The organism is Cupriavidus sp. CuC1 (assembly GCF_044627735.1).
GTDB lineage: Bacteria > Pseudomonadota > Gammaproteobacteria > Burkholderiales > Burkholderiaceae > Cupriavidus > Cupriavidus ulmosensis.
In genome coordinates, this window is record NZ_JBIUHC010000211.1 from 1 (window position 1) to 14,983 (window position 14,983).

The window sequence follows — 14,983 nt, forward strand, 5'->3', positions numbered from 1 at the left end:
AAAGAAAAGTGACATCTCACACGTTCTAAAACGGCCAACACCGTACAGCCGCGCCAGCAGCTAGAAGCGCTAAAACATCGCCCACTCACGCTATTCTGCATCAGCAGCTAGAAGAGCGAAAACCCCGCCCACAAGGGCGACTCCCGCGTCAGCGGGCCACTATGCCAAACCAAAACTGCAACCGCCGCCGATTCAATCCCCGCCAACCTCAACAGACTTTGCGAACAAATCAGCGCAACGGGATCCTAGCCGCGGCCGGCGCCTTGCTGCGCGGCGTCGCGCGCAGCGACGAGGGCCAGCAGCAGCATCCTGGTCTGCTCGAGTATCACGGCCCTGAGCTGGGCCATCTGTTCCGGCCCTATCGTTTCCCATTCCAGTGCGCTGAGCACGTGCCGGCGCAGCATGCGGAACGTGGCAACCTGGCTGTCGATCGCGATGGTCCGGATCCTGGTCACTTCATCGGTCGGCTCGCGTCCCGTCAGCCGGCCGATGATCGACGCGGTCACGGGGAACAAGCGGCGGTTGAGGCGTTCATCGATCACCGCGAACGCAGCCGGTGGACCGAGGCCCGCGCGTTCGCGCGCCATGAAGAGCTGCCAGTCGCGCGCCTCGGGTGAATCGTTGAGGAACGAGACGAAGCTGCCCTGGAGCGCCAGGTAGGTCTCAATCAAATCCGAGTCGTCGGCGTTGGGGCTGGCCAATGTCGCCTCTGCCGCGCTCACCGGCGCGGCCAGGTGCTCCCATACGCGTGCCACGAAGTGCTCAACGCAGGCAATGTAGACCCCTTCCTTGTTATCGAAGTAGTACTGCAGCGCGGGCGCATTGACGCCGGCCTCTTTCGCAATGTCACGCGTCGACGCCCCCTCGAACCCCCGTTCCCCGAAGAGTCTCAGCGCCGCCTCGACGATGCGCAGGCGCGTTTCCTCGCCGCGCTGGTAGCCGCCTTCGGCAGCCGGTCGGTGTCGTGCCATGGGTATCGTCGCCATCCTTGAGATCGTGCCAGGGGAGAAATATATCACTTGACACAATTTTTCCGACTGGAATAATTGTGCCGCTTGGAATAATTTGGAGCCCCCATGTCTACCGCTGCGCCCGCCGATTCGCCCGCCGACCCTCTGTTGCGAGGCGAAGCCACGTCAGCCCCAGTCAAGCCTGCGGTGCGCAATCGCCGCCGCACGGTGCTGCTGGCCATGGCTGGCATCGTGCTTGTGGGGGCGGCGGTCTGGGGCGGGCATTGGTGGACGGTGGGCCGCTTCATTGAAACCACCGATGACGCCTACCTGCAGGCCGACAGCGTGACGGTGGCGCCGAAGGTGAGCGGCTATGTGGCTGAAGTCCTGGTGCGCGATAACCAGACGGTCGTCGCCGGGCAGGCGCTGGCAAGGCTTGATAGCCGTCAGTACCAGGCAGCGCTGGACGAGGCGACCGCGACCGTTGCCTCGCGCCAGGCCGACGTGGCGCGCAGCGAGGCGGATCTTGCGCAGCAGCAGGCGAATATCGCGCAGGCCAGGGCCGAACTCGACGGAGCGCGGGCTAATGTGCGCTACGCGATATCGCAGGTGGATCGCTATGCGCCGCTGGTCAAATCGGGCGCCGAGACGGAGGAGCGCACCGCTGAGCTGCGCTACGCGCAGACACGTGCGGCCACCACGCAGCAGGCCAACGAGGCTGCCTTGCGCGCGGCCCAGAGCCAGACGCTCACGCTGCGGGCAAAGCTGCAGCAGGCACGCGCGCAACTGGCGGTGGCCGAGGCGAGCGCGCGCCGCGCCCAGCTCGACCTGCAGGATACGTTCGTGCGCAGCACCCTGGCCGGGCGCGTCGCGGATCGCGCCGTCCGGGTCGGGCAGTTCGCGCAGCCGGGCACGCGCCTGCTCACGATCGTGCCGCTTCAGGACCTCTACCTGACCGCCAACTTCAAGGAAACGCAGGTCGGCCACATGCTCCCGGGCAGCCCGTGACGATCCATGTCGACGCACTGGCGGATACCGATCTGCACGGCACCGTCGAAAGCCTGTCGCCCGGCACGGGTTCCCAGTTCGCCCTGCTGCCCGCCCAGAACGCCACGGGCAATTTCACCAAGATCGTGCAGCGCGTGCCGGTGCGCATTCACCTGGATGTGTCGGGCGAGGCGCGCAGGGCCTTGGTGCCGGGGCTGTCGGTGACGGTCGAGGTCGATACGCGCCACGCGGCATCCACGCAAGCACGGGCTCCGGCCGGGGTCGCGCGTGGCTAAGGCGCTGCGGTCCGGTGCCGGCGTTTCCGGGGGCAACCCGGCATCCGCGCCAGCAGTGCCGAATGCCTCCCACGTCTCCAACGCCTCCACCGCCGACTGGATCGCCGTCGCGGCCGGCTCGCTTGGCGCGCTGCTCGCCACGCTGGATATCTCGATCACCAATTCGGCGTTGCCGCAGATCCAGGGCCAGATCGGTGCCGCGGGTACGGAAGGCACGTGGATCTCCACGGGCTACCTGATGTCGGAGATCGTCATCATCCCGCTCGCCGCGTGGCTCACGCGCGTGTTCGGGCTTCGGCGCTTCCTGATGTGGAACGCGATTTTCTTTACCGCCTTCTCGATGATGTGCGGGCTATCGCACAGCCTGGCCGGGATGGTCGTCGGGCGCATCGGCCAGGGCTTCGCAGGCGGCGCCATGATCCCGACCGCGCAGACCTTCATCCGCACGCGCTTGCCCAGGCACCAGATGCCGATCGGCATGTCGGCGTTCGGGCTGATCGTCCTGCTCGGCCCATTGCTCGGCCCGGTGGTTGGCGGCTGGCTGACCGAGAACGCGGACTGGCGCTGGTGCTTTTTCCTGAACCTGCCGATCTCGGTGGCGCTGGTGGCGCTGCTCTATCTCGGCCTGAAGCCGGAGCGCGCGAGCCTGCAGGCGTTCGTCAAGGCGGACTGGCTTGGCATCGCGGGGCTGGCCATCGGCCTGAGTTCGCTCACGGTGGTGCTGGAGGAGGGGCAGCGCGAGCGCTGGTTTGAGTCGCCGATGATCACATGGCTAGCGCTCATCTCCGCGGCCGGCATCCTGATGATGGTCGTCGGCCAGTTCACGGCGAAGACACCGATCGTACGGCTGCGGCTGTTGCTCAACAAGAACTTCGCCAGCGTCATCCTGATTGTTTCGACGGTCGGCGCCGGGCTCTACGGCGTGTCCTACCTGTTGCCGCAGTTCCTCGCCACCATCGCCGGATACAACGCGCAGCAGGCGGGCTCGATCATGCTGCTCTCCGGTCTTCCGGCATTCCTGATGATGCCGATCCTGCCCCGCATGCTTGGCAAGTTCGATAGCCGTTGGCTCGTGATCACGGGGCTGTTGTGTTTCTTCGGCAGCTGCATGCTGGACATCTCGCTCACGACGCAAAGCGTCGGGCACGACTTCATCGGCTCGCAGATCCTGCGCGGCTTTGGCCAGATCCTGGCGATGATGCCGCTCAACCAGGCATCGATGGCGGCTGTCGCCACCCATGAAGCGGGAGACGCGGCTGGCCTGTACAACATGGCCCGCAACCTGGGCGGCTCGGTCGGGCTCGCGCTGCTTGGCACGCTGATCGATCGCCGCAATACGTATCACGACGCCGTGATCCGTGAATCGGTGAGCGCCAACAGCGCGATCGGGCAGGAGCACATCTCGTCCAGCGCGGCGGGCTTCTTTGCCCAGCATGGCGATCTGGCGCACGCAAAGCTCCAGGCCTTGGCGCAAATGGCAGGGGAGATTGCCAGGCAGGCGGCCGTCATCACCTTTTCCGAGACTTTCTTTGTGCTGGGCATCGCGCTGCTGCTATGCGTGCCGCTGGCCCTCCTTCTCAAGCAACCGGGTGCCGGCACGCCGGTGTCCTCCGGTCATTGATCATGCTCGACATCCAATCCAATGCGCTGCCGCTCCCGGGCCGGCTCTGCGCGGTCTGCCTCGGTGCCGCGCTGGCGTTTGCCATGACCGGCTGCACGGTCGGGCCGGACTACCACGGCGCGCCGGAAGTCGCGGCCGACGCAATGGGTGCCGCGGCGTTTCCCCATGCCCCACGGACTACCGAGCCGGCGGCGCCGCGTGTCGCAACGTGGTGGCGCGCGCTGGGCGATCCCCAACTGGATGCGTTGATAGAAACCGCACTGGCGCATAGCCCGGACATTCGTGCGGCGCGGGCCAGCGTGAGCCAGGCCCGCGCCGGCCTGCGCGGGCAGCAAGCCGACGCGCTCCCCAAGGTGGGCGCCAACGCGGCCATGCTGCGCACGCGCTCGCCGGCTTTGTCTTCGCTCTCCGGCGGTTCGTCGTCGGGCGGCCGCGGACCGCTGGCGCTCTATCTGGCCAACTTCGACGCGAGCTGGGAGATTGATCTCTTCGGCGGGACGCGGCGTGCCATCGAGGCGGCCTCGGCGCAGGCGGACGCTTGCGCCGAACAGCTTGCAGACGCCCATGTGCAACTGGCGGCCGAGGTCGCGCAAGCCTACGTCGGCCTGCGTGAGCAGCAGTTGCGCCTGACGCACCTGCGCGCTTCGGAAAAGCTGGAAGCCGACATGCTGGAACTGACGCAGCAACGACGCGAGCGCGGGGTGGCATCGGAGCTGGAAGTGTAGCGGCTGCTGACCCAGGTGGAGGGCACACGCTCGCAGATCGCGCCCATCGAGGCGCAGATCACGGAGTCGTTCGATGAACTCGCCGTGCTCACGGGCCAGGCCCCCGGCGCATTGGATGGCGAGCTCGGCCCGCAACGGCCACTGCCCACGTTGCCGGCCACGGTGTCCGTCGGCAACCCCGCTGCCTTGCTCAAGGCGCGGCCGGACATCCGCGCGGCGGAGCGCACCCTGGCCTCGCAGAACGCGCAGATCGGCGCGCACAAGGCTGACTGGTTCCCCAAGCTGTCGCTGTTCGGCTCCCTCGGCTACAGCGCGATGGATCCTGGCCACCTGGTCCGCAAGGACAACGCCACCTGGCTCGCCTTGCCGCGGTTGCAGTGGAATGCGCTGGATTTCGGCCGGGTTGCCGCCAGCGTGGACGGTGCGCGGGCGGGACGGGACAATGCCGAGGCAAAGTATGAAAGCGTGGTCCTGAAGGCGCTGCGCGACGCCGATGTGGCCTTGTCCCGCTACGGGCACCAGCGCGAGAACGTGGTCCTGCTGCGCCGGGTGGAGGCGTCTGCCGAGCGGGCCTCCGTGCTGACCCAGCAACGCTACCGCGCCGGTACGGCCAGCATGCTTGACTGGCTGGATGTCGAGCGCACCCGGGTGCGCGCGCAGCAGGACCGGATCGCCGGCGATGCCAACCTGATCAAGGACTTCGTGTCGTTGCAAAAGGCACTTGGGCTGGGTTGGCAGAACGACGGCTAGGACGGACGATGGCCGTCATGCGCCGGGTGGCGCGGGCGGCCGGGGCCTTTCAGGCCGCCATGCCCCTATGTTGTATCCAGCATACGTTTACCAGCCCCAAAGAAATGTGGGCAAAACTGCTCTTTTTGGTTGGGGGTTTGCGCGATTGACCCGCGCGGCAGCTCGGCGGGTGGGCCGCGGCAGCCGCGCAGGTTAGGCAGCCGGCACTCCATCGGGCATGCGCCGCTGTTCAAGGACGGGCAATTGCCCTATCGTGACGACCTTCCCCGCCAACTCTGCGCGGCGATTTCGTCGTCTTGTCCCGTCTTGCCGCGGTTTGTCCATGCCCCGCTCACTTTCACGCATCGCGCGCCGCTTGCGCTCGCTGGTGCCCGGTTGTCAGGTGCTGCCGATGTTGCTTGCATTGGTGGCGCTAGCCTTGGCGCCGCAGGCCGCCAGGGCAGCAGATCACCCTGCGCAGCCTGCCGCGCATTCCACCGCTGAATCCGCCGCTGAATCTGCCCCCGCACCCGAGCCGGGGGGCAAGCGCCCGCGCGTGTGCCTGGTGCTGTCCGGGGGCGGTGCGCGCGGCTATGCGCATATCGGCGTGATCAGGGCGCTCGAGAAAATGCACGTGCCGATCGACTGCATCGCGGCCACCAGCATGGGCGCCGTGGTGGGCGGCTTGTACGCCAGCGGCTTGTCGGCGGGCGAGCTGGAGGCCAAGCTGTCGCATATCAACCTGAGCGATATCGCCTTCGACCGCAACGAGCGCGCCGAACTGCCGCAATCGCAGCGCGAGGACGACCTGCAGTACCCGATCGGGATCTCGGCCGGCTATGGCGATGGCAAGATCAAGCTGCCCACCGGCCTGGCGCAGGGCAACCGCCTGCTGGCGCTGCTGCAGAACTGGACTGCGCAGGTGCCGGCCGACGCCGCCTTCGACAAGCTGCCGACGCCGTTTCGTACCATTGCCACCGACCTGGGCACCGGGGCCCCAGTGGTGCTGGACCATGGCTCGCTGCCGCGCGCCATCCGTGCCAGCGTGGCGGTGCCGGGTTTGTTCGCGCCGATCAAGGTGAACGGTCGCACGCTCGTCGACGGCGGGCTGGTCAGCAACCTGCCGGTGCAACTGGCGCGCGACATGGGCGCCGATGTGATCATCGCGGTCAATATCGCCTCGCCGCTGGACGATCCCGCCAGCCTGGACTCGCCGGCGGCGGTGACGCAGCAGATGGTCACAATCCTGACGAACCAGAACGTGAGCACGCAGAAGGCGCTGCTCAGGCCGGGCGACGTGCTGATCGAGCCCCAGCTGGGCGACCTGTCCTTCACCGACTTCTCGCGCGCCAACGATGGCATCCAGAACGGCTGGAACGCCGTACTGGCGTCCGAGCCCCGGCTGGCGTCGCTGACGCTGCCGGCGCACGCCTGGCAAAGCTACCTGGCGGCGCGCAAGGGCAGCCAGGCGGTGGCGGGCCCGCTGCGCATCGATGCCATCCAGATCCACTCGCAAGGCCGGATCCCGGCCAGCTACGTGCGCAAGTACCTGGGCGTGAACGAAGGCGACACTTACGACGCCGTCACGCTCAACCGCGAGATGGCGCAGCTCTCCACTTCGGGCGATTTCGAGAGCGTGGCGCAGGAGCTGGTCACGGAAGACGGCAGCAATGTACTGAAGGTCGAGGCGCAGCAAAAATCCTGGGGGCCGCAGTTCCTGCTGTTCGGTTTCGGCGTATCCAACACCTTCAATGGCCAGGGCGGGTTCAACCTGCAACTGGGGCATCGCTATCCCTGGATCACGCCGGGCGGGCTGGAATGGCGCAATGACATCGTGCTGGGCAGCACCCAGGCAAAGTGGCACACCGAGTTGCGCCAGCCGGTGTTCGACCGGCTGGGCTTCTATGTCGCGCCCTATGTGGAGTACGGGCGCAAGCGCGTCGACCTCTATGGCGACACCGCGCCCAACCGCAATACCGACCCGATCACCGCCTTCCGGATCGACACCGCCGCCGCGGGCCTGGACCTGGGTGTGCCGCTGGGCCGCCTCGGCGAGTTCCGGGCGGGCGTGAACTACCAGCAGGTCAATTACTCGGCTGTCTATAACCTGCCCATCAGTACTGGCCGGCTATTTCCCCACGCCCATGTGCGCCAGCCCACCATGCGTGCCCAGCTCACCATCGACCAGCTCGACGATCCGCTGTTCCCGCGCACCGGCTATTACCTGCTGGCCACCAACGAGCTGGCCTTCGGCGGTACCGACAACCGCTTCAACGATGCCCATGCCAAGGCGCTCTGGGCAACCAGCTACGGCCGCCACACGCTGAACCTGGCGGCGGAGGCCGCGGCCACCTACGGCGATCACCGCACCGACAACAGCGTCAGCGGCGGGCTGGGCTTCACGCTGGGCGGCTTCCAGCATCTTTCGGCCTATGCCCAGGACCAGTTCTCCGGCAACTACCTGCTGTACGGCCGCATGACCTACCTGAACGACCTGCGCGAGTTCATCCTGCCCGGGCTGCGCACCACCGTGGTGGGCGCCAGCCTGGAGGCCGGCGACGTCTGGCTGCGGCGCAAGAACTTTGGCAATGGGCCGTTCAAGACCAGCGCCAGCCTGTTTATCGGCGGCAACAGCGCCATCGGCCCGCTGTACTTCGGCTTTGCCACGGCGCCGAACGGGGTGTGGAACCTGTACCTGCAGCTGGGCCGCGTGTTCTAGTCCGCGGACTAGCCCGCGGGCGCCGGCAGGGGCTCGGTGGCGCTCACCGCGTTGTCGGCGCTGTCGGCCGGCCGGAAGGTCACCGCGCTGATGCGGCCGTTGCGCATGCGCAGGGTTTGCGTGCCCTGGCTGTGGCGGGCCTCGCCGTTCATGACGGAGGAGGCCGCTACGTCGATCTGCGCGGTGGCGCCCTCGATGCGCGGCGGCGCGGTCACGGCGATGCGCACCGTCTTGCCGGCCATCGCCTCCAGCTTGGCAAACATGTCGATCACGGCGTCGCGGTCGTCGTAGCTTCCCGCCAGCGGATGCTCGCCCTGGTGGCGCCAGCGCACGCCGGGCTCCAGCAGCGGGAACAGCGCTTCGAACTGCCCGCTGGTGAGGGCCTGCAGGTATTCGTTCACCACGGCGGCGACGGCTTCCTCGGTCATCGGCACTTCTACCCTGGCGCGTGCCGGGCGGCGCGCCTGCGCCGGGTCGAAACCGAGGAACTCGAGCACGTTGCTGACCACCTGCTCGCGGTCGTTGTCCACGCAGATCATGTGATAGCTGTTTTCCACCACGACCTTGCGCATGTCGGGGATCGCGGCTTCCAGGAAGTCGGCCGAGCGCAGGCTGGTCAGCTCGTCCTCGCGCGCGTGGACCACCAGGGTGGGACAGACGATGCGGTGGGCGCCGCGCAGCACCCAGCCGCGCAGCCGGTCAACCTGGCGGATGCAGGCCAACGGCACCCAGCGATAGTGGAAATTGTCGCCGCGCTCGAACTTGGCCTTGACGATGGCGCGCACGAGGTCGTTCTTGATGCCGAACGGCTCGTCTTCCTCCACCCGCATGCGCGCGGGCAGCGTGGGGATGTGATAGACCAGGTGCCGCAGCGCGCGGTACCAGGGCGTGGACCAGCCGTCGATGTAGACCGGGGCCGCCAGCGCGATCAGCCGGCCCTTGGTGTGCTGCCGGCGCTCGGCCAGCGCCAGGGCCAGAAGCCCGCCCAAGCACATGCCCATGACGTGGAAGGTCTCGTACTGCCCGGCCAGTTCATCGTATGCCTGCGTGACGGTGTCGAGCCATTGCTCGGCCCGCACGGGCACCAGGTCCTCGGGCGTGCCGGCGTGTCCTGGCAGCGTCACCGCGTGGGTTTCCACCCCGGCGCGCCGCAGGGCCTTGTGCATCGGGCCGAGGTCGAATTGCGTGCCGCCCAGGCCGTGGATGAGCAGGGCACCCGTGCCGCTGCCCTTGAGAGCCGTCATGCTGCGTCGCGCTCCTCGATCACAGCCGCGCCCTGCAGGCGCCATGCGCCGGCAATGATCGCGACGGTCTCGTCCCCGTCCAGCAAGGGGCTACTCATATCCAGCACCATGGTGCAGTCGCCCGGGGGCAGCATCAGGCGGAAAAGAAGGTCGGTGCGGGTCTCGCCACCATCCCCATCGCCGTCGCACTCGCGCAGCCAGCGGTCGCGCACCCGGGCCCGGTCGTCGGTATGCACGTGAGCCAGCACGTTGTCGAGATTGCCGAAGGTATCTTCGCGCACGCCCAGCGAGCGCTCCACGTCGCCGCTCCAGCGCAGCGTGCCGCTGCGCGGGTCCAGGCAGTAGACCAGCTGGCCGCTGGCCGCCAGGGCCAGCTTGACATCGTTCTGGCGCTGCGCCGACTGCAGGTGCAGTTGCTCGCGGCTGGTCCGCAGCGTGCTGATCAGCAGCGTCAGCAAGGCGGCCACGGCAAGATAGAGCTGGGCTTCCATCAGCGAGCGGCCATGGTGGGCCGCGCTCTCGGCAAACGGGCCATCGCCCTGGCCGGTATTGACCAGCACGAACAGCGCCAGGATCGCCACCGCCACGGAGCCGCCCCGGCCGCCCCACAGCAGCGTCACCACCGCGGCGAAGAACAGCGGGATATAGGTCAGCGCAAACACCACGCCAGTGGGCAGCTGGCCCAGGCTCTTGTTGTCGAAGATAAATAAGGTGGTCAGCACCAGCGCGGCAAACGCGCCCAGGCCGAACAGGAAATCGCCGCCGCTCATGCCACCCGAGCGCATGGCGCGAAAGCGCGACCAGCCCGCCAGCACTGGCGTGACGATCAGCACGCCCACCAGGTCGGCCGCGCCCCAGATGCGCGCGGTACGCCAGAACGGCACGTCCTGCATGATTGTGAACCAGCCCGCACCCACCGCGGCGCTGGCAGCGCTGCTGACCACCCCGGCGATCAGCAAGCCGCGCACGAAGGCCAGCCCTTCCAGCGAGAAGTGCGTGCTCCTGACCACCGCCACTGCCACGGCGGCAAAGCCGATCTCGTCGAGCGAGAACAGTATCAGGCGCAACGTGTCGCGCGCCTCCACCCAGCCCAGCAGCATCTGCGCGGCGAAGAACGCCAGCCCGACCGGCAGCCAGCGCGGCATCGGCGTCAGCATGAACGCGGCCACGGTCACGCCGGCCGGCAGCCAGATATAGCCGGTGGCGGAGAACGGGCCGTTGAGCTTGTGCGAGATGTAGCCGGAGCAGAAGTACAGTGCCGCCCACAGGAACAGGATGACGGCTCGGTTGGTTGGTTTCACTTAGGCTTTCCTTGGCTGATGCCCGGGCACGGGGCCGGCGCGCGGCGGCCAGCCGTTATCTGAACGCGCCAGGCGGGCACGCGGCTGACGCAATGGCGCGGCCGGGCAGGGGCATCATAAGCCCGCACAGGGATTTCTAGCATGGCGCCATGTAATAAAATCGTCACAATTAACGGTGTTAGCGGATGTCAGGCCACGAGCCCGGCCAGGGCTCGCCCCGGCGCATGCCGGCAAGGCAAGGCCGCAATATAAACGAGGAGAAAAGACCTGATGGCGAAGTACACATTAAATAATCGATTCCTGTCCGGCTTGCCGGCGCTGCTGACCTGCGCCGCCCTGCCGCTGGCACTGGGCGCGGCCCCTGCCGCTGCCGCCTGGCCGGAAAAGCCGATCCGCCTGGTGGTGGGCTTCCCGCCGGGTGGCCCGGTCGACACCCACGCCCGCCTCCTCGCCGAAAAGCTGCAGCCTATCCTGGGCCAGTCGGTGGTGCTGGACTACAAGGCCGGCGCGGCCGGCAATATCGGCTCGGACGCTGTGGCCAAGGCCGCGCCGGACGGCTACACGCTGTTGCTGGCCAACACCGGCCAGATGGCCATCAATGGCTCGCTCTATCCCAAGCTGCCATACGCGATGCCGCGGGATTTTGCACCCGTGGCCCGCACCGCGCTGATTCCGCTGGTGATGGTGGTCAATAACAATGTGCCGGCCCGCAACCTCAAGGAATTCATCGGCTATGCGCGCGCCAATCCCGGCAAGCTGAATTTTGCCTCGGGCGGCAACGGCGGCATCTCCCACCTGATGCCTGAGATGTTCAAGCAGGCCAGCGGCACCTTTATCGTCCACATTCCCTACAAGGGCAGCGCCCCGGCGCTGACCGACGTGATGGGCGGCCAGGCGCAGATGATGGCAGACTCGATCCCGCTGTTCACCCAGTACATCAAGGCCGGCAAGGTGCGCGCGCTGGCGGTGACGTCCAAGCATCGCTCGCCCGCGTTGCCTGACGTGCCGACCATGGAAGAGGCCGGGCTGAAGAACTTCGAAGTGGTTGGCTTCTACGGCATGCTGGCGCCCGCTGGCACCCCCAAGGAAGTGGTGGCCAAGCTGTCTGGCGCGCTGCAGACCGTGCTGGGCGAAGCCGATACCCGCGCCAAGCTGGAGCAGCAGGGCGCGGAGGCGGCCTGGCAGGGCCCGGAGGCCTTCGGCCAGACCATTGCCGCCGAGCAGAAGCGCTGGGGACAGGTGATCAAGGCCTCGGGCGCGAAGATCGACTAAGCCGTCCAGGCCGGGGCGGGCTGCCTTTCGTGGCTTACCACTGCGCCAGCGCGGCGCCCAGCTTGCCGGCCGGGCGCTCCCAGCGCATTGGCGCACCTTGCACCGTGGCGGGCGGCCTGATCCGGCGTGCCGGGCCCCATGCGGTTTCCTCGACGACGACTGCCAGGTCAGCGGCCGTTTCGGGGGCCAGCATTGGTGCTTCGCCTTGCGCGCCCGCGCCCGCCACCAAAAGATGCGCCGTGCGCGCCAGCGACGCCCGCACCTCGCAGCCAGCGCCGGTCGCCAGGCGCTGCACCAGCCCGCGGATGGCCGCCGTGGCCATCAGGTAGCCAGTGGCGTGGTCGATGGCCTGCACGGGCAGCGGCTTGGGACGGTCCAGGCCTGCGGCGCGCATGCCCGCATCGGCAATGCCGGTGCTCATCTGAACCAGGCTGTCGAAGCCGCGCCGGCCGCTCCACGGCCCACTCCACCCATACGCATCGAGCGACACATCCACCAGCGCGGGATTGATCTCGCGGCGGCGCCTTGCGTCCAGCCCAAGCCGCGCCAGGGCTTCGGGACGGTAGCCGTGCACCATCACGTCGGCCTGGCTCAGCAATCGTTCCAGCACCTGCCGGTCCGCCGTGCTTTGCAGGTCGAGCCGTGCGCAGCGCTTGCCGGGCACCACTTCGGGCACGGTGCCGGGCTCTTCCCAGCCGGGCGGGTCGATACGGAGCACGTCGGCGCCGAACCCGGCCAGGAAGCGGGTGGCCACCGGGCCGGCCAGGATCCGGGTCAGGTCCAGCACGCGGATGCTGCGCAAGGGGCGATCCGGGGCGATGGCCCAGGCTGGCCGTGGCCCTGTGGCGGTCGTCGTCCAGTGCATCAGCGGCTCGCGGCTGACGGCGAGGCCCTGCGGGTGGGCGGCCCATTCGGCCACGGTGCGCATGGCCGCCGAGCAGCCGCCGCGCTCGACGATGGCCGCTTCCAGCGCGCTGGCCTCCCACCCGGACACGGCCTGGGCAACGGCGGCCTTGTCCGCCCGCGCCGCCACGCCAAGCACGGCGAGGGCGGCATCGCGATGATGCGGGGCGTTGGTATGGAGCCGGACCCAGCCGTCCTTGGCCCGGTAGTCGCCTGCTACCGGATCCCATTGCGGCGGCAATTCCCAGCCCTGCGGTCGCAGCGAAGTGCCGAACCATAGCGAAGCGAGACGTTGGTCTGCCTCGACATGCGGCGCATGCCCGCAGGCCCGGTGGATCAACTCGGCAACGGCCAGGCCGGCTGCGCCGACGGCGGCGGCGGCCAGGTCGGTGACGGGCAAGACCGAGGGCAAGTGACCTGAGCCGGTCATGGCAATGTGCTCCAGCCACGCGGCATCACCGTGCACGCTGCGCCAGATTTCGCCAAGGAAGGTGGTCGCGGCTCCTGTCGGGCTCCTGGCTGAAGGCGTTGATTCTCCGGGGGCTGGCATGGCGTGCTCTCCGTTGTGGGTTGGGCAAGACTGAGTGCCTTGCAGCATAGGCTGCTTGTTTTAATAGTCAATATTGATTAACTTAATCAACTCATTGCCGATTTCCTCGCCCTCGCCCATGCCCCGTTACCTGACTTCCGCCGAAGCCGCCGCCCAGCTTGGCGTCTCCCGCCAGACGCTCTATGCCTATGTCAGCCGTGGCCTGCTGCACGCGCACGATGGCGAAACCCACCGCGAAAGCCGCTATCTCGCGGACGACGTTGCGCGCCTGGCCGGCCAGCGCACGCGCGGCCGCAAGCCTCGCGAGGTGGCCAAGGCCACGCTGAGCTGGGGTTTGCCGGTGCTGGAATCGGGGATCACGTTGATCGAGGACGGGCGGCTTTACTACCGGGGCATGGATGCCGTGGCGCTGGCTGCGGCGGACACGGTCGAAGCGGTGGCCGCATTGCTGTGGCAGTGCCCGCCGGACGCGGCGTTTGGTGCTGCACCGCCTGCGCCGGCGCGCCTCACGGCGATGCAGGCGGCCTTCGCCGGGCGCCGCAGCGAGCAGGCGCTGCTGCCGCTGTTTACCATTGCCAGCGATGACGACCCCACGGCGCAGTGGCAAAAATCACCGGAACGCCTTGCCGAGGGCTGCGGCGTTCTGGTGCGCCTGCTGGCCGCCTGCCTGTTGGGCACGGCACCCGCCAGTGCTCCGGTCCATCAACAATGCGCCAGCGCCTGGCAGGTGGACGCAGAAGGCGCGGACCTGATCCGCATGGCGCTGGTGCTTTGCGCAGACCACGAACTGAACGCGTCGAGCTTCACTGCCCGCTGCGTGGCGTCCACCGGCGCCAGCCTGCGCGCATCGGTGGTCGCCGGCCTGGCCGCGCTGACCGGTGGGCTGCATGGCGGGGCCACCGCCCGCGTGGAGGCTCTCTGGGACGAACTGGGCGAGGCCCCGCCCGCATCGAAGCTGCGCGAGCGGCTGGCCCGCGGCGAGAACCTGCCGGGGTTTGGCCATCATCTCTACCCCGCCGGCGACATTCGCGCCATCGGCCTGCTGGCGCGGATACTCCCGCATCACCCGCAATGGCAGGCGTTCATCGACGACGCCTTCGCGCTGGTGGGGCAGCGGCCATCGATCGATTTTGCGCTGGTGGCGCTGCGCCGCCATCTGCGGCTGCCACCCGGCGCGGCCTTCGGCATGTTCGCGCTTGGCCGCTCCATCGGCTGGATCGCGCACGGCCTGGAGCAGCGCGCCGATGCCGAGCTGATCCGCCCGCGCGCGGCGTACATCGGCCCGCGCCCGGCGTAGCCTGGTTGACATCCTCCCCTCCCTCGGCCTGCGGCCGCCGCCTTTCGGCGGAAAGGGATGGGATTCCTACGGCGCTACGCAGATGTTTTGCGTAGCCGCTTCGGTGGGTTCCTGCTTCATAGAGCGGCCTGACTGCGCCGGCTCTCCACAGGCTGCAACGCGGTGTCCCCGCGCCAAAACGGTAATCGCGCCGACCAGGTCGGCATGCTCCTCGAACCCGCACGCCACACAGGCGAACCGAGCTTGTGTCTGCCGGCTCTCGGTAGACACATGACTGCAACGCGGACAAGTCTGGCTGGTGTGCTGCGGCGACACCGCAATAAGCCAGCCGCCATTCCACGCCAGCTTGTACTCGAGCTGGCGACGGAACTCGAACCAGCCTTGGTCGA

The 14,983-nt window shown here is 68.0% G+C and carries 9 protein-coding genes and 2 pseudogenes; 6 read left to right on the top strand and 5 right to left on the bottom strand.

Annotated features, from left to right (window positions below; genetic code table 11):
* Positions 1–245 precede the first annotated feature (245 nt).
* Positions 246–971: a CerR family C-terminal domain-containing protein gene (locus tag ACGLHR_RS46390; RefSeq protein ID WP_400102532.1), complete on the bottom strand. Its 726-nt coding sequence runs from the start codon at positions 969–971 to the stop codon at positions 246–248.
* Between the two features lie 105 nt (positions 972–1,076).
* Between ACGLHR_RS46390 and ACGLHR_RS46395 the strand changes: the two are divergent.
* From ACGLHR_RS46395 to ACGLHR_RS46410, 4 genes and pseudogenes are all read left to right on the top strand, one after another.
* A pseudogene (locus ACGLHR_RS46395) lies at positions 1,077–2,233 on the top strand (HlyD family secretion protein).
* 55 nt (positions 2,234–2,288) lie between these two features.
* The gene (locus ACGLHR_RS46400) at positions 2,289–3,854 is read left to right on the top strand and encodes a DHA2 family efflux MFS transporter permease subunit (RefSeq protein ID WP_400102538.1); all 1,566 of its coding nucleotides are present in this window, start codon (positions 2,289–2,291) and stop codon (positions 3,852–3,854) included.
* A gap of 83 nt (positions 3,855–3,937) precedes the next feature.
* Positions 3,938–5,329, top strand: a pseudogene (locus ACGLHR_RS46405) (efflux transporter outer membrane subunit).
* Between the two features lie 391 nt (positions 5,330–5,720).
* Entirely contained in the window at positions 5,721–8,027 is a 2,307-nt protein-coding gene (locus tag ACGLHR_RS46410; RefSeq protein ID WP_318236390.1) for a patatin-like phospholipase family protein, read from the top strand.
* A gap of 8 nt (positions 8,028–8,035) precedes the next feature.
* Here the strand turns inward: ACGLHR_RS46410 and ACGLHR_RS46415 are convergent, their stop codons facing one another.
* Positions 8,036–9,271 (bottom strand): alpha/beta fold hydrolase, encoded by a 1,236-nt coding sequence (locus ACGLHR_RS46415; protein ID WP_318236374.1) that lies wholly within the window; start codon positions 9,269–9,271, stop codon positions 8,036–8,038.
* Complete coding sequence (locus ACGLHR_RS46420; RefSeq protein WP_400102533.1) at positions 9,268–10,572, bottom strand: MASE1 domain-containing protein; 1,305 nt, start codon at positions 10,570–10,572, stop codon at positions 9,268–9,270. Before ACGLHR_RS46420 ends, ACGLHR_RS46415 begins: the two co-directional genes overlap by 4 nt.
* A gap of 270 nt (positions 10,573–10,842) precedes the next feature.
* Here ACGLHR_RS46420 and ACGLHR_RS46425 point away from each other — a divergent pair, with 270 nt between their 5' ends.
* Positions 10,843–11,844 (top strand): Bug family tripartite tricarboxylate transporter substrate binding protein, encoded by a 1,002-nt coding sequence (locus tag ACGLHR_RS46425; protein WP_400102534.1) that lies wholly within the window; start codon positions 10,843–10,845, stop codon positions 11,842–11,844.
* A gap of 34 nt (positions 11,845–11,878) precedes the next feature.
* On the opposite strand, the gene ACGLHR_RS46430 is transcribed toward ACGLHR_RS46425, so the two are convergent.
* Positions 11,879–13,297: a CoA transferase gene (locus ACGLHR_RS46430; protein ID WP_400102535.1), complete on the bottom strand. Its 1,419-nt coding sequence runs from the start codon at positions 13,295–13,297 to the stop codon at positions 11,879–11,881.
* 118 nt (positions 13,298–13,415) lie between these two features.
* Here ACGLHR_RS46430 and ACGLHR_RS46435 point away from each other — a divergent pair, with 118 nt between their 5' ends.
* The gene (locus ACGLHR_RS46435; RefSeq protein WP_400102536.1) at positions 13,416–14,594 is read left to right on the top strand and encodes a citrate synthase family protein; all 1,179 of its coding nucleotides are present in this window, start codon (positions 13,416–13,418) and stop codon (positions 14,592–14,594) included.
* A 66-nt stretch (positions 14,595–14,660) separates the two neighbouring features.
* Here the strand turns inward: ACGLHR_RS46435 and ACGLHR_RS46440 are convergent.
* On the bottom strand, positions 14,661–14,983 hold a 323-nt coding region (locus ACGLHR_RS46440; protein ID WP_400102537.1), incomplete at its 5' end, for a zinc ribbon domain-containing protein.

Bases quoted from the DNA above. Each gene is read 5' to 3' on its own strand.
- ACGLHR_RS46390 (WP_400102532.1), bottom strand. From the start codon at position 971: ATGGCACGACACCGACCGGCTGCCGAAGGCGGCTACCAGCGCGGCGAG.
- ACGLHR_RS46410 (WP_318236390.1), top strand. From the start codon at position 5,721: ATGTTGCTTGCATTGGTGGCGCTAGCCTTGGCGCCGCAGGCCGCCAGG.
- ACGLHR_RS46415 (WP_318236374.1), bottom strand. From the start codon at position 9,271: ATGACGGCTCTCAAGGGCAGCGGCACGGGTGCCCTGCTCATCCACGGC.
- ACGLHR_RS46425 (WP_400102534.1), top strand. From the start codon at position 10,843: ATGGCGAAGTACACATTAAATAATCGATTCCTGTCCGGCTTGCCGGCG.
- ACGLHR_RS46430 (WP_400102535.1), bottom strand. From the start codon at position 13,297: ATGCCAGCCCCCGGAGAATCAACGCCTTCAGCCAGGAGCCCGACAGGA.
- ACGLHR_RS46435 (WP_400102536.1), top strand. From the start codon at position 13,416: ATGCCCCGTTACCTGACTTCCGCCGAAGCCGCCGCCCAGCTTGGCGTC.